The organism is Bradyrhizobium sp. 63_E2_N1_3 (assembly GCF_052076005.1).
GTDB classification, from domain to species: domain Bacteria; phylum Pseudomonadota; class Alphaproteobacteria; order Rhizobiales; family Xanthobacteraceae; genus Bradyrhizobium; species Bradyrhizobium barranii.
Window position 1 is genome coordinate 4,716,120 of record NZ_CP197235.1, and the last position, 24,673, is coordinate 4,740,792.

Sequence of the window (24,673 nt, forward strand, 5' to 3'; positions counted from 1 at the left end):
GAATAAATCGTGCGACCAATGCGCCCATCTGCGCGTCGAGGCGCATCGCCGGCTTCTATGAGCGCTTCGATATGGAATGCTTCTAGAGTGAGAACATTCGCCGCTTGTCCGCAAACGCGTGACAACGGCGGACTCGCTGCCGCGAGCGAATGGCTGCGACGACGATGCGAAGGCTGACGGGAGCCGGCAATTCAACGTTGCACGGCAATCATCGTGTTGAGCGCTTTAACGCTCGGCGCAAACAGCACTGCGACGCCCTTGTAGCGGATAAATTGCTTCATCTGGAACGTCACGGAGGCGTCCCCCGCGAGCGGAACCTGGAACCGGGTCTCGGCCTTTGGATCTGCCCGGTTTCCAGTCAAGGCATCCTGCGCGTTGGCTCCGTTCGGAAGGCGCATGTAGGCGTCGGCAAAGTCGGTCTGATGCATCCACCGCAAGATGGTATAGAATTGCTCGTTGATCCTGGCGAAGTAGAAAAGCCCTACGATGCCGCGGTCCTTGCCGTCGTCCTCCGTGCCCTCCAGATGAGGACCGTAGGAAAATCCGCGGCGTATGACGCGTGGCGGCCCCTTGGGGAAACGAATCTGATTGGCAAATTTCAGCGGATGATCGCGGCAATTGACAATGCGAATGTGAGCCCCGAGCGGGCATTTGACGCCGTTTGGATCGTCGCCATAGCCGAAAGCATCGTTCAATTGCGGGGTCGACGGTGGTGCATCCGGAAAACGTGACAGCGGCGACCCGTGTCGCCAGCGCCCCATCATCTTGGCCGCGATCCATTCTTCGGCCAGTTCCGGGCCGACATGCGGCGCCGCCTGCGGTGCATTCGCCTTCAGGAATCTGTTGAAGGCCGCGACGTCCTGATAAAGCCACGACAGGCCGACGAATGATCCATCGCGCGCGAAGTCCTGCCATGGACCGGGCTTGAACGGTGCAGTGGGAAAATCGCTGTTCGGATAGCCGACGACGATCTCGCGACAATCGACGGCGTCGGAAGCCCTGGCAGCCGGCGCATCCTGCCAGTCAATATTGGGCGCGGTGATTCCATCACGATAGCCAAAATGCAGGCGGCCGTCGGCTGGCCGACAGCCGGACAGCGCGCCGTCGTCCCAACTGTCGAGCGACAATTCCCGGACACCGAGGCCTGTCGCGGACTGCCGCACCTGCGCGAGGCAATCGGCTTTCTGCTCGGGCGTGTCGAACCCGATGTGGATGGCGAGATCGATATCGCTCGACTTGAACTTGCCGTCCCACCATCCCGCCGGAGCGCTGGCGTCGAAGAAACCAAGCTGTGTCGCAATGCCGCCATCCGGCGCCTGCGCCGGGTCCACGAACGATACCTCGAATTGCTGCCGCCCCTGCGCGACGTCAAGGTCGGCGCGACCCGACATCATCGTCGCGATGCCGTTCCAACTGAACATGAAGTGGAACGCGGGACCCTCGGCGTCCGGGCCCGCCCCCACCGCGACCCGCGGTATCCATTGCCGCAGGAAGGACCTGGCGCCGCCGGCGTCGCCAAACCTAAACAACAGAGCCGCAAGTAGCGGCTTGGCCGAGCTTCGAGCGACGATCGCCTGCAAATTGCCGAGATCCACCATGGCGCCTGCCCTGCAAGAACGGTCAGTCGATAGGCAGCCTCAAAGCCGGCCTATCCCGAAAGCGCAAATACGCTCTGAAAGCTATTTCCCGAGCTTTGCCAGAATGTCTGCGACAGTCATGCCGTCGTAAGCCGAGAACAGCCAGCCGGACGGGTTGCCGCTGATGTCGGTTGAGCCGTCGGTCGCAGTGCCCAGCGAGCGCGCGTTGTGGTTCTTCGAGAATTCGAAGAACGCATTGGGATCGTTGATGTCCAGGCCAGTCGTATCTGCCAGGGAAAATATCGCGGCAAATATCGGCGTGAGCGCTCGCCGGAAAAACTCCGTGTATTCCTGGTGCGTTCCCTCATATTCGGTGATGACCTGGATGTACTTGTCCTCGATGACGACGACCCGGGCGAAATGAACAATCCTGGACTGCTTCAGCGCCGCCGCGATGGCGGGCTGAACCTTCTCAGTGAAGCTCGCCTCGAGATTCCGCAGCTTTGCCAGGGTCTCGGCATCCTGCTTGATCGGCAGCGTGAGATTGAGTGCATGGGTCATGGGAAATCTCCTTAAAGAATACAACCTTAAGATGGTATCACTCTCGAAAGGAATTGGAAGCGATCTTTTCGACGTGCGGCCGGCCGTCGCGTCGCGGGCCCTTCGAAAGGGGCAGCAATACTCCCCTGACAATTCGACCGCGAGCGCATGCGACCAGCGAACCAGCGCTGGTTGGCCTGCTGCGAACGTTGTTGTCGCGCGACGAGCCTACGCTTTGCCGGCGTGGCAGCACGCGCCGCCGGCGGCATCCTTCGGGTCGCCCGCCAGCACGCTGCGGCTGTTGCGCTCCGGCGGAATGTCGCCGGCGGCATTGGCCGAAAAGAATCCGGTCGGCTTCAGCATGAAGCCGGCATATTCGACCGGCATGATCGGAAAATCCTCGGGCTTGCAGACATGGGTGTGGCCGAAGGAGTGCCACACCACGAGATCTGTATTCTCGATGTTGCGGTTCTGCGCGGCGTAGCGCGGCAGGCCGTCGCCGCCGGCGTGGACATTGGGATAATCGCCGCTGGCGTATTTCTCGTCCTTGTCGAAGGCCGTGACCCAGACATGCTTTGTGGCAAAGCCGCCGCGCTTGCGCACATAGCTGCCCTCCTGCGCCAGCATCAGCGGGCTCGGATTGACCACGAGCTTGTAGGCCGGCGCGTTGCCGACCGAATTGGTCTCGTTGGGATTGCTGATCTTCCAGAACCGGCCGGTCTCGCCGTTCGCAATGGCAGCCGCATCACGCTCGCGCGACAGGATGCGGGTCGTGGTATCGAACGCGTTGCCGTGCGGATTGTCCGCGCCCCAGGGCCGCGGCAGGAACTCGTGCTCGGTGACGGTATTGCCGCCGCCGTCGAGGTCCATGTGCAGGCGCACGTTGAAGAAATGCTGGTGCGTTGGGCCGCCCAGATTGTCGTCGACCATGCCGCCCCATTTGTACTTTTCGCCGGATGGCACGGCGGCGGTCTGGATGATGCCGGTGAGTTTTGTCTCGAGCTGGATCGTGCCGTCCTGGTACAGGTACCAGTAGAAGCCGTAGTCGTAATTGCCGACGGTGGCGAAGAACGAGATGACGAGGCGCCGCGAGCGGCGCACCTCGAACAGGCCGTTGCGGAATTCGTAGTGTTTCCAGGCAATTCCGTAATCTTCCTCATGCATGCAGATGGCATTCTGCATGACGAAGGGCGCGCCCTTGTTGTCGGCGGCCGGCACGTCGAAATAATGGATGTTGCCGAGACAGTCGCAGCCGAGCTCGAGCGCATTGGCGAGCATGCCGAGCCCGTATTCACCGGCATCGAACGCCGACTTCCAGAAATGGTTCTCGGTCGGATCGGCATAGGGCACCACCATCTCGGTGACGCTGGCGCGATGGATCAGCGAGCGCTTGCGATCACCGTCCTGGTAGGCGAGCTGATGCAGCACCAGCCCTTCGCGCGGCGTGAAGCCGGCGCGAAAACTCCATTTCTGCCAGTCGACCTTCCAGCCATCGACCTTGAAGCTCGCGCCCTCCGGCTGTTCGATATGCAGCGGCTTGATGTCGGTGCGCGGGTTTTTGACTTCATGCGCGCCGTAATTCCGCTTCTTGCGCGGGATCGGCACGATCGGGTCTGCGTCCGTGAGGTCGATGACCTTGCCGCCGATCAGGTCGACCACAGCGACTACGCCCTCGATCGGATGGGCGTAGCCGTTGTCCTGCAGATGTTCGCGGAAAAAGCTGACGGCGCGCACGATACGGGCGCCGCGCTCGTACTCAAAATCGAAGAAGCCCGAGGAGAACGGATCGACCTGGACCAGCTCGATATCCTTGTCGGTCAACCCGCGGCGGACCATCGCCGCGCGCCAGCCTGGATCGGCCTTCACCACGGCCTCGCACTTGAAAAATTCTTCCAGCATCACCGGCGGCTGCCCATAGGGCGCCTCGCGGTTCGGAATGACCTTGCGGCCGACGATCTCGTTGCGGCCGAGATCGACGATGTGCTCGATCGCCTCGCCCGTGGTGACGTCGAGCGTCAGCGCGAAGGCGCGGCGCCCTGGTCCGCCCGTAGCCAATTCCTGTTTGGTCGGCTCCTCCAGCCGGACGGTCGGGAAGCGGCAGTTCTCCGGCGAGGTCGCGGCGGCACGAACCAGCGTGCAGGCGGCCGTGATCTCTTCGGCTGTCAGAGGATCGAGCGGATGCGGTGCGGCCGCTTGAATCGGTGATTTGGCTTTGACGGTATCGAGCATGATGATGACCAGAAATCAGCGCGGGGCGAGATGCGCGGTGATGGCGCGGAAGGCGGCGAGCCAGCGGTGGTCGAGCGGAACGTCCATCGCCTTCGGCTGCGTCGCGAGCTTGACGATGACGGTGTCGGTGGCCGCGTCGATGTAGAGCCACTGGCCGTGAATGCCGATCCCCGCGAGATCGTTCCGCGACGGATCGATCGTGTACCATTTGCTGCGGTAGCGGGCGCCCGGGAAGATGTCGGCGAGGTCGCCGTCTTTCCACGCCTGGGGATCGCCGTTCTCGTGGATGTCGTCGATCCACCAGCCCGGCACCACCTGCCGTCCCTCGACCACGCCGCGGCAGCGGATCATTTCGCCGAAGCGCAGCAGATCGCGTGCGGTGACGGAAAGCCCGCCGGCGATGCGGCCCATGCCGTGGCTGTCGAGCGTGAGGGAGCCATCCTCCTCGGCGCCCATCGGCTGCCAGAGATAGTCGGAGAGGATGCGATGGTAAGGCATGCCGCAGGCGCGCTCGTAGACCCAGCCGAGCACTTCCGTATTGGTCGAGACGTAGTGGAACACCTTGCCGTGCGGCTTTCCTGTCCCGCGCAGCGTGGTGAGATAGGCGCGCTGATGGCCGGCCTCGACGCCTGGCGGCGGCACGTCCCAGCCCGAGGAGAAGCGATAGCGCGCGACGTCGCCGGCCGGATCCTCGTAGTCCTCCTCGAACTTGATCGCGACCGCCATGTCGAGGACGTTGCGGACGGTGCAGCTGCCATAGACCGAGCTCTCCAGCTCCGGCACGTAGCGCACCACCCTCGCCTCCGGATCGAGCAGGCCGCGCGCAGCCAGCACGCCGCCGAGCGTGCCGGCGATCGACTTGCTGATGGAGCAGATCAGATGCGGCGTGGTGACGCTCATGCCGTCGCCGTACCATTCGTGGATCAGTGTGCCCCGGTGCATGACCAGCAGCGCATCGCCGAAGGTTTCGCGCAACGTGGCCTCGACCGTGGTCGGCTTGCCGTCCGGCGCGGTGAAGCTGAGCTTTTGCAGCTCGCGCGGCGCGCTTGCCATCGGTGTGGGATGCGCGGAGCGGCGAACCTCCGCGGTCGGCAGCACTTCGCGGGTGTGGGTGAAGCCCCAGCGGATGGCGGGAAAGCTGCGCCAGTTGGCGCGGGTCACCTGGGCCTCGGGCGTGGGCGGGCTGCCGCGCATGATGTCCGTCGGTCGCATCTCGATCCTCCGCAAGGCCATCCCGACTGCGATGTCGGAACGGCAAGGGAGAAGACTGCACACAGGCCGCATCGGGCGTTATCGAGATCCGGCAATATTTTGCTGGACAGCGGCCATGGCCGTGCCAGTCTGGCGTAGTTCTTGCTGGCTATTCGGCTTGCAAATACTGACGTGCTGTCATGGCCTTAAGCGCAACTCTTCCGATTCAAGACTCGGCTGCCAATCTACTTCAAGCGAGCAGCACGGATGTCGACGAGCATTGCGCCACGCTCGGCCGCTGGCGGCTGAGCTACGACCAGATCAGCGCCGGGGCGTTCCGGGGCAGCTTCACGCAACTCTCCCTGCCCCGGCTCGAAGTCTTCCGCGAGATCACCAGCCAGCAGGTGCGCCAATACGGCCAGCTAGGTGCCGACAGCTTTGGCATCGGCCTGCCCTGGCACGGCGGCAGCGAGGTCAATTGCAACGGCGCCAATGTTGCGGGCTCCCAGGTCATCGCCAGCATCGACGCCGAGATCGACATGTGTACGCCGAAGGCGTTCGAGCTCCGCGGTGTCGTCGCCAGCGCGGCGCTGATCGCGGAGCTTGCGGCACGGCTCGACATCGAATTGCCGCGCGCCGTCTGGCACCAGTTGCTGGTGATCGAGATGGCGGCGGCGCCGGTCGCGCGGCTGCGCGCCCACCTCGCCGCCATTCACGAGACCATCACGGCCGCATCCGAACGGTTCGACGATCCGGCCGCGCGACAGGCGCTGGAGGACGCCCTCCTCGTCGAGATCATGGACATGCTGCCGACGGCCCAGCCCAGCGATCCCGGCCGCAGCGCCACGGCGCGCAAGCGCACCGTGGATCGCGCCCGCGAGCTGATGCATGGCAGCGGCGATCGCTCGCTGTCGCTGCTGGAGGTCTGCAAGGCGGTCGGCGCGAGCCCGCGCAAGCTCGGCTATTGCTTTCAGGAAGTCGTGGGCACGAGCCCGATGCATTACTGGCGCGCGATGCGGCTGAATCGGGTGCGGCGGGACCTGAAGCGCGCCGGCGGCGCCGAGACGTCGATCTACGACGTCGCCGTGCAACACGGCTTCTGGCACTTCAGCCAGTTCTCGCTCGACTACAAGCGCCACTTCTCCGAGCTGCCCTCGGAGACACTGCGGCGCGCGAGGCTTATCGCCTGACGCGCGCGTCTTCTACTCTACGACTAGTCGTGGCTAGCAGCTCGCTTGCGGCCATCCTTCGAGACGCCCGCCTCTGGCGGGCCCTCAGGATGAGGTCGTGTTTTGCGGCGAGATATTGGACCCTCGTGGTGAGGAGCCCGCGCAAGCGGGCGTCTCGAGCCATGCAGGCCGGGCACGTCACCAGGTCGGCAAATACGTACCCTTGAAGCGCGTCTCAAGAAACGCCTTCACGGGATCGGAGTGATAGACCGCGATCAACTGCTTCACCCACGGCTTGTCCTTGTCCTCCTCGCGGACGGCGAGGATGTTGACCCAGGGACCATCGGGGTTCTCGCGCGCGATCGCATCGGTCGCCGGATTGAGGCCGGCCTGCACGGCGTAATTGTTGTTGATCGAGACGACGTCGACGTCCTGCAGCGCGCGCGGCAGCTGGGCGGCATCGAGCTCGACGAAGCGCAGCTTCTTCGGATTGTCGGTGATGTCGGCAATGGTCGAGGAGACGTTGTTCGGATCCTTTAGCTTGATCACGCCGTGCAGCGCCAAAATCATCAGGCCGCGCGCGCCGTTGGAGGGATCGCTGGCAATCGCAACGCGAGCGCCTTCCGGCAAATCGGCGAGCTTCTTGTATTTCTGCGAATAGACGCCCTGCGGCGAGCCGATCGTGTTGGCTACCTTGACAATTTTCCAGCCGGTCTTGGAGATCTGGTTCTTCAGGTAAGGCTCGTGCTGGAACGAGTTGGCTTCGAGGTCCTTCAGCGCCAGCGCCTGGTTCGGAATGACGTAGTCGGTGAACTCGACCACCTTGATGTCGAGGCCGCGCTCGGCGCCGACCTTCTTCACCACGTCCAGGATCTCGGCATGGGGGCCGGCGGTAACGCCGACGCGGATGGTTTCAGCTTGAGCGGTGGTCGCAAGCAAGGCTGCAGCCGCAAGGGTTGCGAGAAAGCGCATTGTAGTCTCCAGTTTCAGGGAATGAGTATCAGCGCTGCCGCAGCCGGCGGTTGACCCGGCGTGCCAGATAATCGCCCGCGCTCTGCACGAGCTGCACCAGCGCGATCAGCACGACCACGACGGCCAGCATCATCTCCGGCATGAAGCGCTGATAGCCGTAGCGGATGCCGAGATCGCCGAGTCCGCCGCCGCCGACGGCACCGACCATGGCGGAGTAGCCGAGCAGGCTGACCACCGCGAGCGTCAGCGCCAGCAGCAGGCCGGGCAACGCTTCGGGGATCAGTACCTTGAGAACGATCTGGATCGGTGATGCCCCGAACGAGGACGCGGTTTCGATCAGGCCGCCATCGACCTCGCGGATCGCGGCCTCGACCAGACGCGCGATGAACGGCGTCGATGCGATGACCAGCGGCACGATCGCCGCGGTCGATCCGATCGAGGTGCCGGCAATGAGCCGCGTGAACGGGATGATGGCGACGACCAGGATGATGAAGGGCGTGGAGCGCGTCGCATTGACGACCATGCCGAGCACGCGATTGATGGTGGGCGCCGCGAACAGCTCGCCTTTCCGGCTGGTCGCGAGGAACACGCCGAGCGGCAGGCCGAAGGCGGTGCCGAGCAGTGCCGCGATGCCGACCATGTACAGGCTTTCGCCTGTTGCCTGGACGATGAGGTTGATGAGTTCAGGCGACATAGCCGAGACGCTCCGCCGGGAGTTGATATTGAGAGAGCCAGGCGAGCGTGCGCGTCACCGCGTCCTCGCCACCGGGAATACCGAGGGTCAATGAGCCCACATGCTGGCCGCCGATCTCGTCGATGCGCGCCGACAGCAGCGCCACGTCGAGACCGAGCTCGCGGGCAAGCCGCGCCACCACCGTGTCGCCGGCCCCTGCCCCGCGCACCTGGACGCGGATCACGGCCTGCCCGCCCGCAGACGGCTCTGGTACGATCCGGCTCGCCAGCGAGACCGGCAGGCTGTCGCCGATGACCTCGGCCAGGAAAGACTGTGTGATCGGGTGTTTGGGATGGGTGAAGATATCGGCGACATGGCCGCTCTCGACGACGTGGCCGGCATCGAGTACCACGACTTCCTTGGCGAGCTGTCGCACCACGGACATTTCGTGGGTGATCAGCACGATGGTCACGCCAAGCTCGCGGTTGATGTTGGCAAGCAGATCGAGGATCGCGCGCGTGGTCTGCGGGTCGAGCGCCGAGGTCGCCTCGTCCGACAGCAGCACGCTCGGCCGCGTCGCCAGCGCACGGGCAATGCCGACGCGCTGCTTCTGGCCGCCCGAGAGTTCGGAAGGATAGCGGTCGTGCTTGTCGGCGATGCCGACCAGCGCCAGCAGCTCGGCGACGCGGGCCTTGATGTCGGACTTGGCCCAGCCGGCGATCTCCAGCGGCAGCGCGATGTTGTCGGCCGCCGTACGCGACGACAGCAGGTTGAAATGCTGGAAGATCATCCCGATCGAGCGCTGCGCCAGCCGCAATTCGCGGCCGGCCAGCGCCGAGATATCGCTGTTATCGACGATCACGCGGCCCGTGGTCGGCTTCTCCAGCCCGTTGATCAGCCGGACCAGGCTCGACTTGCCGGCGCCGGAGCGGCCGATGACGCCGGTGATCGAGCTGCGCGCAATCGCGAAGTCGATGTCTTGCAGCGCGTTGACGCCGGGCTTGCCGCGATAGGCCGGATAGATCTTCGAGATGCCCTCGAAACGGACCATCGCGTCAGCGTTTCGGGCGGCAGGTGAAATCGCTTCAAGCGTTTCGATCTTCTGTCCGATCGCGAGCGATTGGTGGGCGTTCATGGGGGCGGCCTTCATGCACAACAGTTCCTGCTGCCCCCGTGGGGCATGCGGGAACCGGTCGCGTCAAGCGACGGAGAGTGAAATCGCGGCGAGGGTTCCGGTGGAACGCGCTGCACTGCAGCACGCACCATCGCCTTTTCAGGTCTTCCTTGCAATGTCAGATATTTGCGGGGAGTTGGACGAAGTTTTCCTAATCCCACCCCGGCGAAGAAAATTCGTCTGCCGGGGGTATGAGCTTCCGGCCCCGCTCAACTGATCTGCAACCAGGGCAGCACGATCAGCAGCAGTCCCGCAAAATAGAGCAGCCCGAACAGCAGCCCAAAGCCCCAGAACTGGCCCTTCCCGATGTAGCCGCTGCCGAAATACATCGGCGCGGGTCCCGTCGCGTAAGGCGAGATCACGCCCATCAGGCCGAGCGAATACATGCAGAGCATGGCGAGCGTCGTGACCGGCAGGCCGGGGATGCCCGATCCGACCGCGAGCACCACCGGCAGCACGGCCGCCGCATGCGAGGTGATGCTCGAGAAGAAGTAGTGGATCCAGAAGAACAGCGCGACCAGCAGGATCATCGCGGTCGACGGCGACAGCCCCGCGAGCGGTTTGGCGTATTCGGTCGCGAACCATTTGATGAAGCCGATCTCGTTGAGGCCCGAGGCCAGCGTCAGCAGCGAGGTGAAATAGAAGAACACCTCCCAGGCGCTCTTCTCGCTGACGATGTCGGCGAACTCGATCACGCCCGTCACCAGCATCAGCGAGATCACGATGAACACGACGGTGGTGGCGTTGACGAAGTTCGAGCCGAGCAGCGGCACGTGGATGTCCGGGCTCGAGCCCGCGATCCACAGGAACATCGCGAGGATGATCAGAGCCAGCATGATCCACTCGTTGCGCGACATCGGGCCCATCTCGCTGACCTCCCTGGCCGCCCATTCGGAGATCTCCGGGCTGTGCTTCACCTCGGGACGGCAGACCACATAGCTGAGCAGCGGAACGAGGATCATCAGGAGGATGCCGAGCGGCGCAAAGCCGACGAACCACTGCGCCCAGCTCACCTCGACGCCGGCGGTCCTCTTGGCGATCGCAAGCGCGGCCGCATTGGGCGCGAGCGCGGTGAAGAACAGCGAGCTGGTAATCGCGGTTGCCGCAAACGCCGTCCACATCACATAGGTGCCGATCTTGCCGGCGGTCGGTCCCGGCTCGGAGCCGTAGATGCGCGGGATGTTGCTGATGATGGGATAGACGATGCCGCCGCTGCGCGCGGTGTTGGATGGCGTCGCTGGTGCCAGCAGGAAGTCCGACATCGCCACCGCATAGCCGAGACCGAGCGTGTTGCGGCCGAGCTTCTGCACCAGCACCAGCGCGATGCGGCGGCCGAGCTGGCTCTTGCGATAACCGATCGAGAATACGAAGGCGCCGACGATCAGCCACACCGTGCTCTCGGCAAAGCCCGCGAGCATCCAGCGCAGCGACTTGCCGGGATCGGGATCGATATAGCCGGCGACGCCAGCGACCGTCAGCCCGATGAACCCGACCGCGCCGACCGGCATCGATTCCAGGATGAGTCCGGTGATGACGGCCGCGAACACGGCAAAATAGTGCCATTGATTGGCGTTGAGACCCGTCGGCACCGGCCACAGATAGATGGCCAGCCACACCACGAGCGGCGCGATCAGCTTCCAGCTAAACCCTTTTGCCTGAGGCGTCTGCGAGCTAGCGGCCATGGGCCCTCCCCCCTCGATTGTCGTCGCATTGTACCGCCCGTTGGCCGAGCCGTTTTTGTCCTAGCGCGGCGTATACGGACTGTCCGCGGCGCGATCAATGGCCTGACTTCACGTTCTACCGCCCCTTGCTACCGCCCCTTGAAGCGCGGTTTGCGGCGGGTCAGGAACGCCTCGATGCCCTCCTTGTGGTCTTCGGTGAGACTCGCCAGCGCGAACTGGTCGACGTCCATGTGGCTGGCGAGATCGTCCAGCGCATGTGCCAGCCGGTTGACGGTCAGCTTGGTCATTGCGACTGAGAGCGGCGGCTGCGCGGCGACCTTCCGGGCAAGCTCCATGGCGGCATCGAACGCATGGCCGGGATCGGCCACCTGCTCCACCAGGCCCCATTCATAGGCCTCATCAGCGCTGATGCGCTGGTCGGCCAGGATCACCGCCTGCTTGGTGCGGGCCGGCCCGATCAGATGCAGCATGCGCGGGATGCTCTGCCAGCTCATGTTCATGCCGAGCCCGATCTCGGGCACGCGCAGATGCGCGTCGTGCCCCATCACGCGGAAGTCGAGCGCCACGGCCAGCGCGACGCCGCCGCCGACGCAAAAACCCTCGATGGCGGCGATCGTGATCTGCTCCATCTCATGCCAGGCGTGGGTCAGACGCGGCCCGAGCTTGAGATGCCGCCGCAGCGTGCCGAGATCCATGTCCTTGCGCGAGCGGCCCTCGGCATCCTTGAGGTCGAAGCCGGCGCTGAAGGCGCTGGTGCTGCCCGTCAGAACCACGACGGACGTTGCGGCATCATCCTCGAAGCTGCGCGCGGCCGCGGTGAGCTGGCGCAGTGCCTCCGGCGAGAGCGCGTTGATGCCGTCGCCGCGGTCGAACCGCACCACCGCAATCCGCCCCTCCGGTCCGAGGCCCTTCTCGATCGTCACGAAGTTCGTCACCAATGTCTCCCAATCCGCTTTGCTGCGAGGCTAGCCTACATCCGGCCTCACGAATATGGGACCCGGTTGCGCCCCAGCGCATACTCGACAGGCAGGGACCATTGCGCCTATCTTTGCGCCATGAGCCACGATCACGACCATCATCACGACCATTCCGAGCTGTCGGAGACCGAGCTGCGCGTGCGCGCGCTCGAGACGATCCTGACAGAAAAAGGCTATGTCGAGCCGGCCGCGCTCGACGCCATCATCCAGGCCTATGAGACCAGGATCGGACCGCACAATGGCGCGCGCGTCGTCGCCAAGGCCTGGACCGATCCGGCGTTCAAGAAGGCGCTGCTAGAGGATGGCTCGAAGGCCATCGGCACGCTCGGCCATGTCAGCCGCGTCGGCGACCATCTCGTCGTGGTCGAGAACACGCCGGAGCGACACAACATGGTCGTGTGCACGCTGTGCTCCTGCTACCCTTGGGAGATGCTGGGGCTGCCGCCGGTCTGGTACAAGGCTGCGCCCTATCGCTCGCGCGCGGTGAAGGACCCGCGCGGCGTGCTCGCCGATTTCGACGTCACCCTGCCGAAGGACATGGAAATCCGTGTCTGGGATTCGACGGCCGAGACCCGCTTCCTGGTGCTGCCGATGCGCCCCGCGGGCACCGAAGGCTGGAGTGAGGAGCAGCTCGCCGAACTCGTCACGCGCGATTCCATGATCGGCACCGGCTTTCCCAAGACGCCTGGAGCGCCCTCGTGAACGGCGTCCACGACATGGGCGGCATGGACGGGTTCGGCAAGGTCGAGGCCGAGCCGAACGAGCCGATGTTTCACGAGGAGTGGGAATCGCGTGTTCTCGCCATGGTGCGCGCGATGGGCGCGGCGGGCGCCTTCAACATCGACACCTCGCGCTTCTATCGCGAGACGCTGCCGCCGCACGACTATCTCTCGAGCTCCTACTACAAGAAATGGTTTCTCGGGCTCGAGGAGATGCTGATCGAGAAGGGCTACCTCACCCGGGAGGAGGTCGCCGCCGGCCACGCGATGCAGCCTGCAAAGGCGCTCAAGCACGGCAAGTTCGACCTCGCCAATGTCGAGCGCGTCATGGTGCGCGGCAAGTTCGCCCGCCCTGCTCCGGCGCCGGCAAAATTCAACATCGGCGATCGCGTCCGCGCCAAGAACATTCATCCGACCACGCATACGCGGCTGCCGCGCTATGTGCGCGGCCATGTCGGTGTCGTCGAGCTGAACCACGGCTGCCACGTATTTCCGGATTCGGCGGCGATGGAGCTCGGCGAAAATCCGCAATGGCTTTACACGGTCGTATTCGAGGGCCGCGACCTCTGGGGCGCGGACGGTGATCCGACCTTGAAGGTGTCGATCGACGCCTTCGAACCCTATCTGGACCCGGCGTGATGAGCAGCCCGGCTGCGGCCGCTGCGACGGCGGCCATTCCGAGCATTCCGCGCGATGACGACGGCCCGGTGTTCCGCGCACCCTGGGAAGCGCATGCGTTTGCGATGGCGCTGACGCTGCACGAGCGCGGCGTGTTCACCTGGCCGGAATGGGCCGCAGCCTTGGCCTCCGAGATCAAGCGCGCCCAAGCCGCCGGCGACCCTGACACGGGCGAGACCTATTACCTGCACTGGCTCGCCACGCTGGAAGGTTTGGTTGCAAGCAAGGGCGTCGCATCGGCGGAGACGCTGCACCGCTACCGCGACGCCTGGGACCACGCCGCGGATCGTACGCCGCACGGTAAGCCGATCGAGCTGCGGCCGGAGGATTTTCGGTAGGTCGGTAAGAGGCACGCTCGTGCCAAGCCCTCCGCTGTCATTCCCCGCGAAAGCGGGGAATCCAGTAGGCCGCGGCCTCTCGACTCAAGCACGGTCTCTGGGATACTGGATCACCCGCTTTCGCGGGTGATGACACCGAATATGTGGCCTCAGCGGCCCGCCGCAAACTCCCGCCATCCCTTCGCCCGCAAACTGCACGCCGGGCACTCGCCGCACCCGAAACCCCACTCATGCTGCGCGCCGCGTTCGCCGAGATAGCAGGTGTGCGAGTGCTCGCGGATGAGATCGACCAGTCCTGCGCCACCGAGGTCGTGAGCGAGCTTCCACGTCGCCGCCTTGTCGATCCACATCAGCGGCGTATGCAGCTCGAATTGCCTGGCCATGCCGAGCGAGAGCGCGGCCTGCATGGCGCGGATGGTGTCGTCGCGGCAATCGGGGTAGCCGGAATAATCGGTCTCGCACATGCCGCCGACGATGTGGGTGATGCCGCGCCGGTAGGCGAGCGCCGCGGCAAACGTCAGGAACACCAGGTTGCGGCCGGGCACGAACGTATTCGGCAGGCCGTCGGCGCCCATCGCGATGGCGACGTCGCGCGTCAGCGCCGTCTCGGACACAGCCGCCAGCGTCGGAATCGACAGCGTGTGGCTCTCGCCGAGCCTTGCGGCCCAATCGGCACGCAGCCCCTTGATGCCGTCGAACAGCCGGTCGCGGCAGGCGAGTTCGATGGCATGGCGCTGGCCATACTCGAAACCCAGTGTCTCCACGCGTGCAAAGCGGCTGAGCGCCCAGGCGAGGCAGGTGGTGGAATCCTGGCCGCCGGAAAAGAGCACCAGGGCGGTTTGTGATGAAAATGCGTCACTCATGGCCCGCGCTTTAGCACTGCGGGCGCGGCTCGCCAATCTGCCGCCAATCGGTGGAAATCGGCCTGTTCCGCAGCGCCGCGCTGGGAACGGCGGGCCGCTTTTGGCATAAGGCTTTGGAGCCAGGAGACTGCCCCGCAATGACCCCTTCCCGCGACATTTCCCGTCTGATCGAGATCATGGCGGCGCTGCGCACGCCGGTGACCGGCTGCCCCTGGGACCTCGAGCAGAATTTCGCGACGATCGCGCCCTACACGATCGAGGAGGCCTATGAGGTGGTCGAGGCCATCAGCCGCGGCGATCTCGACGATCTGCGCGAGGAGCTCGGTGACCTCCTGCTCCAGGTCGTGTTTCACGCCCAGATGGCTTCAGAACAGAATGCCTTTACCTTCGGCGACGTCGTGGAGGCCATCACCCGCAAGATGATCCGGCGCCACCCTCATGTCTTCGCCGACAAGGACGGCAACCTCGCCTCCTCCCACGTCAAGGAGGTCTGGGACCGCATCAAGGCCGAGGAGAAAGCCGAACGTGCGGCTCGCCGGCCGCCGGAGGAAACGCCGACGCACAAGTCGTTACTCTCGGGCGTCAAGGCCGGTCAGCCCGCGCTGACGCGCGCGATGGAGCTCCAGCGCAAGGCCTCCACCGTCGGCTTCGACTGGAACGACCCGCGCGCGGTGCTGGCGAAAATCCGCGAAGAAGCCGACGAGATCGAGGCGGCGCTCGACCGCAACGACAGCGAGGGGCTGGCGGAGGAAACCGGCGATCTGATGTTCGCACTCGTCAATCTCGCCCGCCACGTCGACGCCGATCCGGAAGCCGCGCTACGCGCGACGAATGCAAAGTTCGAGCGGCGCTTCGCCTTCATCGAGCGCGCGCTTGAGGCGCAAGGGCGGACGCTCGAGCAGGCGTCGCTGGCGGAGATGGACGCGCTGTGGAACGCGGCGAAGAGTGAGGGGAAACCGGTATCAGAGACTCGCTCGCAGGCCCGCCGCTAGCGTTGTGGCCTGCTCCATCGGTGTACCCGCAAGGATCGAAGCGGTCGCGAAGGAGATATAGGTCAGCATCTTTTCCCGAATGCAGCGAGGCGGTCATGGCGGATCGCAGTCAAGCCATGAAACCGTCACGACAAGCAGTCTAGAGTTGAGCAACGGAGCCCGCGCAGCCGAAATCCCACCTCAGGTGAGTGCGATGCCATTAAAGCACTATTCGGTCCTCAAAGGACGCCCGATCGCGATGCGTTTCGGCACCGGCCAGTCGCCGCACTATCAAGTCCATGTCGTGGCCGACAACGCGGATTTCCGCATCGCCGTCAATGTGCAGTCAGCCGACGGAAGCGAAGTCGAGTTCCTGGTGCGATCGCACTTTGTCCATCCGATCACCGATCATCTCGCGGCGCTGCCGGAGGGCCTGCACCCGCAGCCGCCGAAGCCGGCCAGCATCGCGCTGGACTTCATTCGCGGCAATCTGATGCAGCCCCAGGAGATGATCCCGCTGCCGCTGTCCGTGCCCGGACCCGACAATGACCTCAACGAGAAGCTCGACCAGTTCGTCCAGCGCGCGCTCTCAAACGAAAGCGCGATGATCTACGCATTCGGTGAGACATGGGGGCCGGAGACCAAGGCGGACAATTATTTCGGCTTCCGGCCGGGCCGCGGCATTCACGATATCCATATGAATCAGGGAAATCCAATCGGACGATTCTCGGGCGACAACGGGCCATGGCAAGACGGCGGGCTGGTGTTCGAATTCCCGGATCAGAAGCTATGGACGGCGGTCTTCCTCAAATTCCAGACCCAGGCCTGGCACACCGACGACAAGACCGGTGACCCCATCGATCTCGGCGCTCCGACACAGCCGCCAGATCCGACCGCTCCTCCGACCGGGCAAATGCCTGACGGACTCGTGCGCATCATCGCAGCACTCGTCAATGCCTTGAAGACGCCTGAGCGGGAAGTCGTCACGCTGCTCAATACGGCCGATCGCGACATCGATCTCACCGGCTGGATGCTGGCCGACAAGCAGAAGAACAAGATGGTCCTGTCAGGGAAGATCGCGGCCGGGGGCACGCTCGCCGTCGTCGTGCAGAAGCCGATGGAATTGTCGAACCAGGGCGGCATCATTTCGCTGCTGGACGAGCGCGGGATCAAGATCCACGGCGTCGCCTATACCAAGGCGCAGGCGAAGAATCCGGGCCTGACCATTCCATTCTAGCGTTACGCGTCTCAACCCGGAAACGCGGATATGGTCGATATCGCACGCAGGCCGGTCGGGCGCACCGCGCCCTTCGGATCACGCCACGCGCGGCACGGCATCGAACCGGTTCACCACGATATCCCGCTTGGTCTCGTCGACCCGCACCGTCATGTCGAAGCGGCCGTCGTGCAGCTCTTTGGCCAGCACCTCGGAATTCCTGTGCAGCCAGCTGATGCCGGCGCCGTCGGCGGCGTCGATGGAGAGATCGAGCGTGGTGCGCTTTGCGGCGAGACGTTCCTCGATGGCCGCAAGCAGTGCATCGATCCCCTCGCCTGACACGGCCGAGACCAGCATCGCCGGATGATCTTCCGGCCGGCGCGCGGCGATGTTCAAAAGCTCTTCGCGCTTGTCAGGCTCGTAACGGTCGATCTTGTTCCAGACCTCGATGATGCGGCCACTGTCGTCGGGATTGATGCCGAGCTGGCGCAGCACGGCGTCGACGTCGCCCTGCTGGGCCTCGGCATCCTCGTGCGAGATGTCGCGCACATGCAGGATGACGTCGGCTTCCAGCACCTCTTCCAGCGTGGCGCGGAAGGCGGCGACGAGCTGGGTCGGCAGGTTGGAGATGAAGCCGACGGTGTCGGACAGCATCGCCTTGCCGCCATGCGGCAAAGTGAGCGCGCGCAGGGTCGGATCGAGTGTTGCGAACAGCATGTCGGCGGCCTGAACGTCGGCGCGGGTCAGGCGGTTGAACAGCGTCGACTTGCCGGCATTGGTGTAGCCGACCAGCGCGACGACGCGATACGGCACGCGCTGGCGTCCGGCGCGATGCAGCCGCCGCGTCGCCTGCACCTTCTTCAGCTCGCCCTCGAGTTTCGAGATGCGCTCCTGGATCAGGCGGCGATCGGCTTCGATCTGCGTCTCGCCGGGACCGCCCATGAAGCCGAAGCCGCCACGCTGGCGTTCCAGATGGGTCCAGGAGCGAACGAGGCGCGAGCGCTGGTAGTTGAGATGCGCAAGCTCGACCTGGAGCGAGCCTTCCTTGGTCTTGGCGCGGCGGCCGAAGATTTCCAGGATGAGCCCGGTGCGGTCGAGCACCTTGGCGTGCAATTCCTTCTCGAGATTGCGCTGCTGGATCGGCGCCAGCGCGCAATCCATCACGACGAGCTCGACATCGAGGCTCTTGGCCAGCGCGGCGATCTCCTCGACCTTGCCCTTGCCGATATAGGTCGCGGGGCGGATCTGGCTGATCGGCGCGATAATGGCGTCGGCAATGACGAGGTCGATCGCCCGCGCGAGGCCGGCGGCCTCATCGAGCCGGGCCTCCGCGTCACGCTGAACATGGCTTTCCGATTGCGCGTCGGCACCGCCCGCGCGCACACGCAAGTAGGGGCCGATGACAAGCACCCGCCCCGTCTGCTTCGCCCCTGCCGACCGCGGACGGTCGGCCTCCCCGTCGAAATTCCGGGGTTCCAATCAGATCACTCTCAAGCCGGCTGATCCTCGCCGCCTTCGAACAACTGGATCGGAGCGCCCGGCATGATGGTCGAGATCGCATGCTTGTAGACAAGCTGCGAGTGACCGTCGCGCCGAAGCAGCAAACAGAAATTGTCGAACCAGGTCACGATGCCCTGGAGCTTCACTCCGTTGACCAGAAAGATCGTCAGTGGCGTCTTGGTTTTGCGAACGTGATTGAGGAAGGTGTCCTGTAGGTTTTGTGCGCGGTCTGCCGCCATTGTTTTTTTCTCGCTTTGAGTTTCTTTTTATTGCGCCGGTTGCGGCCCTCTTTGTGACATTCGGGGCCTCTTCCGGTTGCCATTCCTCATGAGATCCCCCTCGGAGGAACAGCGGTTCGATTAGAGGACAGGACGGGTTATTAGGCAAGCCGCTTCACGCGGCAGGCCACGCCCAATTGCCCCGAAAAACTACGGAAATCGATGATTTTCCTCGCTAATCCCTGAGGTGCGGCCGCGACGTCGCGGTGTCAGCCGACACCGAGCGCCTTCAGCTTCCGGTGCAGCGCCGAACGTTCCATGCCAACAAACTCAGCCGTGCGAGAAATATTTCCTGAAAAACGGCTAATCTGTGCAATCAAATAGTCGCGCTCGAACACTTCGCGCGCTTCGCGCAGCGGCAGCCCCATGATGTGCTCGCCGTTGTTGCTGGTCGGCATCGCCGGCACCATCGAGCCGACGTCCTGCGGCAGCATGTCGGCGGTGATGATCACCTCCGGTCCGCCCGCGGCCAGAATCATGACTCTCTCAACGTTGTTGCGGAGCTGGCGTACGTTGCCGGGCCACACATGCGATTGCAGCACCGCCATCGCGTCCTGCCCGATCTGCCGCTTGGGCAGGCCGCTGCCGGCCGAGATCTGCTCCATGAAATAGTCGATCAATTCCGGAATGTCCTCGCGCCGCTCCGAGAGCGCCGGCACGCGGATCGGCACCACCGAGAGCCGATGATAGAGGTCTTCGCGGAAATGACCGGCAGCGATCTCCTCTTCGAGATTTCGCGCCGTGGAGGAGATGATGCGGACGTCGACCTGCACCTTGCCGGTGCCGCCGACGCGCTGGAACGACTGCTCGACTAGCACGCGCAAAATCTTGTTCTGGGTCTCGCGCGGCATGTCCGCGATCTCGTCGATGAACAGCGTGCCGCCATGGGCTTCCTCGAGCGCGCCGGGCTTACGCGGCTGCTCGCCATTGGACTGTTCGACGCCGAACATCTCGTGCTCCATGCGCTCCGGCGTGATCGCGGCGGCATTGATCACGACGAACGGACCATCGGCGCGGCCCGAGGCCGTATGCAGCGTGCGCGCGGTCAGCTCCTTGCCGGCGCCGGCCGGGCCGACGATCAGGATGCGGCTGTTGGCCTTGGCCGCGCGATCGATGGTCTGGCGCAGCTGGTTCATGCTCGGCGAGCGGCCGACGAGCGAGCTTGCGCTCGGCGCGAGCTGCTTCAGCTCCTTGACCTCGCGCTTGAGCCGCGAGTTCTCGAGCGCTCTGTTCGCGACCAGGATCAGCCGGTCGGCCTTGAACGGCTTCTCGATGAAGTCGTAGGCGCCGCGCTTGATCGCGGCGACCGCGGTCTCGATGTTGCCGTGGCCGGAGATCATCACGACCGGCAGATCGGCATTGTCCTTCTTGACCTGCTCCAGCAGCTGCAAGCCGTCGAGCTTGGAGCCCTGGAGCCAGATGTCGAGAAACACCAGATGCGGCCTGCGATTGGCGATCTCGGCGAGCGCCGTATCGCTGTCGCGGGCGGTCCGGGTCACGAAGCCCTCGTCTTCGAGAATGCCCGCAACGAGATCGCGAATATCGGCCTCATCATCGACAATCAGAATTTCACTTGCCATGGTTCGCGCCTGTCTTGTCAGATGCCTGTTGAGGCTTCGATCTTCGTTGAATCATTGGTCTTTTCAGCCGCCTCTTTGGTTTCGGCGGCCGGCTGTTTTGTTTCGGGCGGCTTGGCGATGTCCGTGACCGCGTTTGCGGCCGACGATGCCTGCACGGTCCCCTCGCCCTTCGCGGGGGCACCGGAGATCGCAAAACGCATCCGCATCCACGCGCCGCGCTGGCCCTCGCGGAAATCGGAAGCGTCCTTCAGCTCGATACGCCCGCCATGGTCTTCGAGCACGCGGCCGACGATCGCCAGGCCAAGGCCGGTGCCCTTGGCCCGCGTCGTCACATAAGGCTCGAGGAGGCGCGAGCGCGCGACCTTGGGCAGGCCGATGCCGTTGTCGATGACGTCGATCAGCACGTCCTCGCCCTCGCGCGAGACTACGACGTCGATGCGGCCCTTGCCGTAATCCTTGCCGAGCTCCTCCGGCGGCACCTGCTCGACGGCCTCCGTGGCGTTCTTGACGATGTTGGTGACCGCCTGCGAGATCAGCCGCCGGTCGAACTGCGCGCGCAGCGGATCTTCCTTGAATTCGGCCTCGATATCGATCTCGGGATGGGCGACCTTCATCAGGAACACCGCCTGCCGCACGGTGTCGGCGACGTCCTCGCCCTCCATCACCGGCTTCGGCATCCGTGCGAAACGCGAGAACTCGTCGACCATGCGGCGGATATCGTCGACCTGGCGCACGATGGTATCGGTGCACTGCTCGAAGATCTGCTTGTCCTTGGTCTCGGTGATGTCCTTGCCGAACTTGCGGCGGATGCGCTCGGCCGAGAGCTGGATCGGCGTCAGCGGATTCTTGATCTCATGCGCGATGCGGCGCGCGACGTCGCCCCAGGCCGAGGTGCGCTGCGCCGAGACCAGTTCGGTGATGTCGTCGAGCGTGATGATGTAGCTGTCGTGCGGCTGGCTGGTCTTCTCGGCGCTGACGCGGACCGACAGGTTGCGCTCGGTGCCGTCGCGCGTGATCGTGATCTGGCCCTGCACCAGGCGCTGGGTCCCTTCCCGCGCCGTCTTCATCATCTCCTCTAGCTCGGGCAGCACGTCGGAGAGCGGATGGCCGAGCGTCTCCGCTTCGGAGTGCCCGATCAGCTTCTCGGCGGAGCGGTTGAGGATGCCGACGCTGCCCGAATTGTCGACGCCGATGATGCCGGCACTCGCCGAGGACAGCACGGCCTCGATGAAGCGGCGGCGGCTGTCGATGAGATCGCTGGCGTTGACGAGCTCGTCACGCTGGCTGCGCAATTCCTGCGTCATCTTGTTGAAGGTCTCACCCAGCTGGGCGAGGTCGCCTTCCGACTGGTGCACGGGCACCTTCACATGGAGGTCGCCGGTCGAGACCGTGTGTGCCGCGTTCATCAGCCGCCGGATCGGGGCCACCAGCGAGTTGGCGAAGTTGAGGCCGATCAACACCGAGGCCATCAGGATGGTCAGCGCGATCACCGCGAACATCAGCGCGAAGGCGACCTGGATGCCGAGCCGGCGCGACTCGATCTGGGCGTATTCGGCGACGCTGACTTCGGTCTGCTTGAGCTGGTTGACGACGTTCGGATCGAGCGGCCGCGCGACATAAAGGAAGGTGTCGCTGAAGGCGCGCAGGCGGATCACCGCGGCGACGAAGCTCGCATCCGGCAGCACGGCGATCTCGGGCTCGGATTCGTTGACGTTGCTGAGGAAGTCCGGCGCCGGCGGCGAATAGGCGAGCCGCATGCCGGTGTCGGCCGATTCGAGGATATTGGTGTTCTTGTCGATGATCATCGCGCCCGGCAGGTTGCGGGAGCCGGCGCTGGCGGTCAGCAGCTCGCGGAACGAGCGGCGGTCCTGGTCGTAGAGCGGCCGGGCGTGGGCGATGTCATTGGCCATGCCGAGAATGTCGCCGCGGATCAGCTGTGCGTGGTCCTGCATGTAGGCGCGCGCGATCGTCAGCGAATTCTGGATCACCTCCTTGGTCGGGCCGGAGAACAGCCGGTCGAGGCCGCGCTCGATGGTGACGTTGGCGACGACGGCGACCAGCACCGCCGGCAGCACCGCCACGATCGAGAACAGGCTGACGATCTGGACATGGAGGCGCGCCGCCGCCCGGCCCCGCCGCCGCGCCAGGATCAACTGCCAGAGCTCGCGGACGATGATGCCAACCAGCAGCAGGATCGTGGCCGCATTGATCAGATAGAAGGAGCGGACCACCTCCGGCGTCGGCTCGATCCTCGTGAGACCGGTCAGGACCAGGAAGGTCAGGAGGGCCGACAGCAACGCCATCGCCACGGCAAGGGGTGCCAGCCAGCGTCGCACCGACCAACGCCGGGGCTCTTCCGCTGGGGCCGTGTCGAAGTGTGCGGCCGAGGTATCTGCGCTGGTCATTCCGGCAATGGTGCTGAAAACGGGGTCCGCGGCGGGCGGATACTGATGTATTCGTACCACATTGTTGCCGAATTGCGACAATTCCGCGGCGCCCTCGCCGCGACGGACCGGCGCATCCACAGGCCGCTGTTCTGGCAAACCTCGCTTGCGGGAACGGATTCCCGCCCCTGCGGCTTGACCGCCATGGACAGGTTCTTTCTCGCGATGATGGTGTCGGCCGTGCTGCTGCTGATCGTAGCCGCCGACCTCCTGGTCAATGGTCTCGGGGTGCAGCAGCCGCTGGCGAACGTCGCCAGCGCCCAGCCGGTCTCGGCGCGGCTGATCAGATGAGCGCGACGCTGCGCTCGGCGGTTGAATAACAATTCATACGTTCCAGCGGAACGTTTCGGCCTGATTCGGACTTTTGCTCACCGCGTTAGCCACAACGGCCAGCGCGATCCGGACAGGCTCAGCTCCGCTTTGGTAGGGGGAGCTGAGCCACCGTCCGTTCGGGAAGACTAACCCCCGCTCCGGTACACCTGGATATCGAGGTCCCGGATCTTCTTCCGCAGCGTGTTGCGGTTGAGACCGAGCAAATCGGCGGCGCGGATCTGGTTGCCGCGGGTGGCGGCGAGCGCGGCCGTGAGCAGTGGCACCTCGATCTCCTTGAGGATGCGGTGATAGAGGCCCGGCGGCGGCACGCCGTTCGGGAAGCCCTGGAAGTGCGAGGAGAGATAGGCCTCGACCGCGCCGCCGAGATTGTCGACGCCCTGCTGGACCGCGGCACCGGGGCTGACCGTGGGCGGCGCCAACTCGCCGTCGATGACGGAGCCCGTGATCACGTCCTGCGGGTAGAGCGCGGCGAGGCGCCGGGCGAGATTCTCGAGCTCGCGCACGTTGCCGGGCCAGCGGTGCTGCTTCATCCGCTCCAGCGCCAGCGCATCGAGCTTCTTCGGCGGCAGGCCGTCCTTCTCGGCCAGCGTGAAGAAGTGCCGCACGAGGTCCGGCAGGTCTTCGATGCGCTCGCGCAAGGGGGGCAGCCGCAGCGGCACGACGTTGAGGCGGAAGAACAGATCTTCGCGGAATAGGCCCTGCTGGATCAGGACGCGCAGGTCCTTGTTGGACGCCGCGACGATCCGCACGTCGGTCTTGATCGGGGTGCGGCCGCCGACGGTGGTGTATTCGCCCTGCTGGAGCACGCGCAGCAGGCGGGTCTGCGCCTCCATCGGCATGTCGCCGATCTCGTCGAGGAACAGCGTGCCGCCCTCGGCCTGCTCGAACCGGCCCGAGGCGCGGGTGTTGGCGCCGGTGAAGGCGCCGCGCTCGTGGCCGAACAGTTCGGACTCGATGAGGTCACGCGGGATCGCCGCCATGTTGACCGCGACGAACGGGCCGTTGCGGCGCTTGCCGTAATCGTGCAGCGCGCGCGCCACCAGCTCCTTGCCGGTGCCGGACTCGCCCGTGATCATCACGGTGAGGTCGGTCTGCATCAGGCGCGCCAGCACGCGGTAGATTTCCTGCATCGCCGGCGAGCGGCCGACCAGCGGGATCGCCTCCATCTCGGCGTCCTCGTCCGGCGTCGAGACCCGTTCCTTCGGCTCGGCCAGCGCACGGCCGACGATGGCGATCAGCTCCTTCAGGTCGAAGGGCTTTGGCAGATATTCGTACGCCCCGCGCTCCGAGGCGCGGATCGCGGTCATGAACGTGTTCTGCGCGCTCATGACGATGACGGGCAGATTCGGCCGCATCTTCTTGATCCGCGGCAGCAGGTCGAAGGCGTTCTCGTCGGGCATCACCACGTCGGTGATGACGAGATCGCCCTCCCCCTGGCTGACCCAGCGCCACAGCGTTGCGGCATTGCCGGTGAGCCGGACTTCATAGCCGGCGCGGGATAGCGCCTGATTGAGAACCGTGCGGATGGCGGTGTCGTCATCAGCAACGAGAATGCTACCTGCGGGCATC

Annotated in this window: 22 protein-coding genes; 7 read left to right on the forward strand and 15 right to left on the reverse strand. The window is 64.8% G+C overall.

The features are described from left to right. Positions 1-191 precede the first annotated feature (191 nt). From AB7531_RS22430 to AB7531_RS22445, 4 genes are all read right to left on the reverse strand, one after another. The gene (locus AB7531_RS22430; RefSeq protein WP_063983306.1) at positions 192-1,598 is read right to left on the reverse strand and encodes a Dyp-type peroxidase; all 1,407 of its coding nucleotides are present in this window, start codon (positions 1,596-1,598) and stop codon (positions 192-194) included. Between the two features lie 81 nt (positions 1,599-1,679). Continuing rightward, positions 1,680-2,138: a hypothetical protein gene (locus AB7531_RS22435; protein ID WP_028147544.1), complete on the reverse strand. Its 459-nt coding sequence runs from the start codon at positions 2,136-2,138 to the stop codon at positions 1,680-1,682. Between the two features lie 207 nt (positions 2,139-2,345). After that, positions 2,346-4,346: a primary-amine oxidase gene (locus AB7531_RS22440; protein ID WP_063983307.1), complete on the reverse strand. Its 2,001-nt coding sequence runs from the start codon at positions 4,344-4,346 to the stop codon at positions 2,346-2,348. 15 nt (positions 4,347-4,361) lie between these two features. Next, entirely contained in the window at positions 4,362-5,558 is a 1,197-nt protein-coding gene (locus tag AB7531_RS22445) for a serine hydrolase domain-containing protein (protein ID WP_231141973.1), read from the reverse strand. A gap of 179 nt (positions 5,559-5,737) precedes the next feature. Between AB7531_RS22445 and AB7531_RS22450 the strand changes: the two genes are divergently transcribed. Beyond that, entirely contained in the window at positions 5,738-6,727 is a 990-nt protein-coding gene (locus AB7531_RS22450; protein WP_063983308.1) for a helix-turn-helix domain-containing protein, read from the forward strand. Between the two features lie 177 nt (positions 6,728-6,904). Here AB7531_RS22450 and AB7531_RS22455 read toward each other — a convergent pair whose 3' ends face one another. The 5 genes from AB7531_RS22455 to AB7531_RS22475 form a co-directional block, all read right to left on the reverse strand. Further along, entirely contained in the window at positions 6,905-7,678 is a 774-nt protein-coding gene (locus tag AB7531_RS22455) for a MetQ/NlpA family ABC transporter substrate-binding protein (RefSeq protein ID WP_063983309.1), read from the reverse strand. A gap of 28 nt (positions 7,679-7,706) precedes the next feature. Continuing rightward, a complete protein-coding gene (locus tag AB7531_RS22460) occupies positions 7,707-8,372 on the reverse strand; it encodes a methionine ABC transporter permease (protein ID WP_063983310.1) in 666 nt (221 codons plus the stop codon). Next, on the reverse strand, positions 8,362-9,501 hold the full coding sequence (locus tag AB7531_RS22465) for a methionine ABC transporter ATP-binding protein (protein ID WP_187387699.1): 1,140 nt from the start codon (positions 9,499-9,501) through the stop codon (positions 8,362-8,364). Before AB7531_RS22465 ends, AB7531_RS22460 begins: the two co-directional genes overlap by 11 nt. Positions 9,502-9,734: 233 nt before the next feature. Then, positions 9,735-11,207: a DASS family sodium-coupled anion symporter gene (locus tag AB7531_RS22470; protein ID WP_063983311.1), complete on the reverse strand. Its 1,473-nt coding sequence runs from the start codon at positions 11,205-11,207 to the stop codon at positions 9,735-9,737. Between the two features lie 128 nt (positions 11,208-11,335). Further along, positions 11,336-12,142, reverse strand: a complete 807-nt coding sequence (locus tag AB7531_RS22475; RefSeq protein ID WP_063986375.1) for an enoyl-CoA hydratase/isomerase family protein — start codon at positions 12,140-12,142, stop codon at positions 11,336-11,338. 120 nt (positions 12,143-12,262) lie between these two features. Here AB7531_RS22475 and nthA point away from each other — a divergent pair, with 120 nt between their 5' ends. The 3 genes from nthA to AB7531_RS22490 are packed head-to-tail and all read left to right on the forward strand — an operon-like array spanning position 12,263 to position 13,919. Then, a complete protein-coding gene (nthA, locus tag AB7531_RS22480; protein WP_063983312.1) occupies positions 12,263-12,886 on the forward strand; it encodes a nitrile hydratase subunit alpha in 624 nt (207 codons plus the stop codon). Further along, entirely contained in the window at positions 12,883-13,542 is a 660-nt protein-coding gene (gene nthB, locus AB7531_RS22485; protein WP_063983313.1) for a nitrile hydratase subunit beta, read from the forward strand. Before nthA ends, nthB begins: the two co-directional genes overlap by 4 nt. Continuing rightward, on the forward strand, positions 13,542-13,919 hold the full coding sequence (locus AB7531_RS22490; RefSeq protein WP_063983314.1) for a nitrile hydratase accessory protein: 378 nt from the start codon (positions 13,542-13,544) through the stop codon (positions 13,917-13,919). Before nthB ends, AB7531_RS22490 begins: the two co-directional genes overlap by 1 nt. Positions 13,920-14,068: 149 nt before the next feature. Here the strand turns inward: AB7531_RS22490 and queC are convergent, their stop codons facing one another. Then, the gene (gene queC / locus AB7531_RS22495; protein ID WP_063983315.1) at positions 14,069-14,782 is read right to left on the reverse strand and encodes a 7-cyano-7-deazaguanine synthase QueC; all 714 of its coding nucleotides are present in this window, start codon (positions 14,780-14,782) and stop codon (positions 14,069-14,071) included. A 137-nt stretch (positions 14,783-14,919) separates the two neighbouring features. Here queC and mazG point away from each other — a divergent pair, with 137 nt between their 5' ends. Both mazG and AB7531_RS22505 read left to right on the forward strand, forming a co-directional pair. Beyond that, positions 14,920-15,774: a nucleoside triphosphate pyrophosphohydrolase gene (gene mazG / locus AB7531_RS22500; protein ID WP_063983316.1), complete on the forward strand. Its 855-nt coding sequence runs from the start codon at positions 14,920-14,922 to the stop codon at positions 15,772-15,774. Positions 15,775-15,967: 193 nt separating this feature from the next. Continuing rightward, positions 15,968-16,990, forward strand: a complete 1,023-nt coding sequence (locus AB7531_RS22505) for a DUF2278 family protein (RefSeq protein WP_063983317.1) — start codon at positions 15,968-15,970, stop codon at positions 16,988-16,990. Positions 16,991-17,068: 78 nt separating this feature from the next. Here AB7531_RS22505 and hflX read toward each other — a convergent pair whose 3' ends face one another. From hflX to AB7531_RS22525, 4 genes are all read right to left on the reverse strand, one after another. Next, positions 17,069-18,448 carry a GTPase HflX gene (gene hflX, locus AB7531_RS22510; RefSeq protein ID WP_063983318.1) on the reverse strand — a complete coding sequence of 460 codons (1,380 nt, stop codon included), beginning with the start codon at positions 18,446-18,448 and terminating at the stop codon, positions 17,069-17,071. An 11-nt stretch (positions 18,449-18,459) separates the two neighbouring features. Further along, complete coding sequence (gene hfq, locus AB7531_RS22515; protein WP_007591126.1) at positions 18,460-18,708, reverse strand: RNA chaperone Hfq; 249 nt, start codon at positions 18,706-18,708, stop codon at positions 18,460-18,462. A 248-nt stretch (positions 18,709-18,956) separates the two neighbouring features. Further along, positions 18,957-20,327 (reverse strand): nitrogen assimilation response regulator NtrX, encoded by a 1,371-nt coding sequence (gene ntrX, locus AB7531_RS22520; protein WP_063983319.1) that lies wholly within the window; start codon positions 20,325-20,327, stop codon positions 18,957-18,959. A 17-nt stretch (positions 20,328-20,344) separates the two neighbouring features. Continuing rightward, positions 20,345-22,732, reverse strand: a complete 2,388-nt coding sequence (locus AB7531_RS22525; protein ID WP_063983320.1) for a sensor histidine kinase — start codon at positions 22,730-22,732, stop codon at positions 20,345-20,347. A 45-nt stretch (positions 22,733-22,777) separates the two neighbouring features. Here AB7531_RS22525 and AB7531_RS22530 point away from each other — a divergent pair, with 45 nt between their 5' ends. Further along, on the forward strand, positions 22,778-23,062 hold the full coding sequence (locus tag AB7531_RS22530) for a hypothetical protein (RefSeq protein WP_063983321.1): 285 nt from the start codon (positions 22,778-22,780) through the stop codon (positions 23,060-23,062). 167 nt (positions 23,063-23,229) lie between these two features. Here AB7531_RS22530 and ntrC read toward each other — a convergent pair whose 3' ends face one another. Further along, on the reverse strand, positions 23,230-24,672 hold the full coding sequence (gene ntrC, locus AB7531_RS22535; protein WP_028147560.1) for a nitrogen regulation protein NR(I): 1,443 nt from the start codon (positions 24,670-24,672) through the stop codon (positions 23,230-23,232). Between the last annotated feature and the right edge of the window lies 1 nt (position 24,673).

What these genes read in the sequence shown, in the direction of transcription:
- AB7531_RS22430 (WP_063983306.1), bottom strand. Translation starts at nt 1,598, where the DNA reads ATGGTGGATCTCGGCAATTTGCAGGCGATCGTCGCTCGAAGCTCGGCC.
- AB7531_RS22435 (WP_028147544.1), bottom strand. Translation starts at nt 2,138, where the DNA reads ATGACCCATGCACTCAATCTCACGCTGCCGATCAAGCAGGATGCCGAG.
- AB7531_RS22440 (WP_063983307.1), bottom strand. Translation starts at nt 4,346, where the DNA reads ATGCTCGATACCGTCAAAGCCAAATCACCGATTCAAGCGGCCGCACCG.
- AB7531_RS22445 (WP_231141973.1), bottom strand. Translation starts at nt 5,558, where the DNA reads ATGCGACCGACGGACATCATGCGCGGCAGCCCGCCCACGCCCGAGGCC.
- AB7531_RS22450 (WP_063983308.1), top strand. Translation starts at nt 5,738, where the DNA reads ATGGCCTTAAGCGCAACTCTTCCGATTCAAGACTCGGCTGCCAATCTA.
- AB7531_RS22455 (WP_063983309.1), bottom strand. Translation starts at nt 7,678, where the DNA reads ATGCGCTTTCTCGCAACCCTTGCGGCTGCAGCCTTGCTTGCGACCACC.
- AB7531_RS22460 (WP_063983310.1), bottom strand. Translation starts at nt 8,372, where the DNA reads ATGTCGCCTGAACTCATCAACCTCATCGTCCAGGCAACAGGCGAAAGC.
- AB7531_RS22465 (WP_187387699.1), bottom strand. Translation starts at nt 9,501, where the DNA reads ATGAAGGCCGCCCCCATGAACGCCCACCAATCGCTCGCGATCGGACAG.
- AB7531_RS22470 (WP_063983311.1), bottom strand. Translation starts at nt 11,207, where the DNA reads ATGGCCGCTAGCTCGCAGACGCCTCAGGCAAAAGGGTTTAGCTGGAAG.
- nthA (WP_063983312.1), top strand. Translation starts at nt 12,263, where the DNA reads ATGAGCCACGATCACGACCATCATCACGACCATTCCGAGCTGTCGGAG.
- AB7531_RS22490 (WP_063983314.1), top strand. Translation starts at nt 13,542, where the DNA reads ATGAGCAGCCCGGCTGCGGCCGCTGCGACGGCGGCCATTCCGAGCATT.
- queC (WP_063983315.1), bottom strand. Translation starts at nt 14,782, where the DNA reads ATGAGTGACGCATTTTCATCACAAACCGCCCTGGTGCTCTTTTCCGGC.
- mazG (WP_063983316.1), top strand. Translation starts at nt 14,920, where the DNA reads ATGACCCCTTCCCGCGACATTTCCCGTCTGATCGAGATCATGGCGGCG.
- AB7531_RS22505 (WP_063983317.1), top strand. Translation starts at nt 15,968, where the DNA reads ATGCCATTAAAGCACTATTCGGTCCTCAAAGGACGCCCGATCGCGATG.
- hfq (WP_007591126.1), bottom strand. Translation starts at nt 18,708, where the DNA reads ATGGCGGCAGACCGCGCACAAAACCTACAGGACACCTTCCTCAATCAC.
- ntrX (WP_063983319.1), bottom strand. Translation starts at nt 20,327, where the DNA reads ATGGCAAGTGAAATTCTGATTGTCGATGATGAGGCCGATATTCGCGAT.
- AB7531_RS22525 (WP_063983320.1), bottom strand. Translation starts at nt 22,732, where the DNA reads ATGACCAGCGCAGATACCTCGGCCGCACACTTCGACACGGCCCCAGCG.
- AB7531_RS22530 (WP_063983321.1), top strand. Translation starts at nt 22,778, where the DNA reads ATGTATTCGTACCACATTGTTGCCGAATTGCGACAATTCCGCGGCGCC.
- ntrC (WP_028147560.1), bottom strand. Translation starts at nt 24,672, where the DNA reads ATGCCCGCAGGTAGCATTCTCGTTGCTGATGACGACACCGCCATCCGC.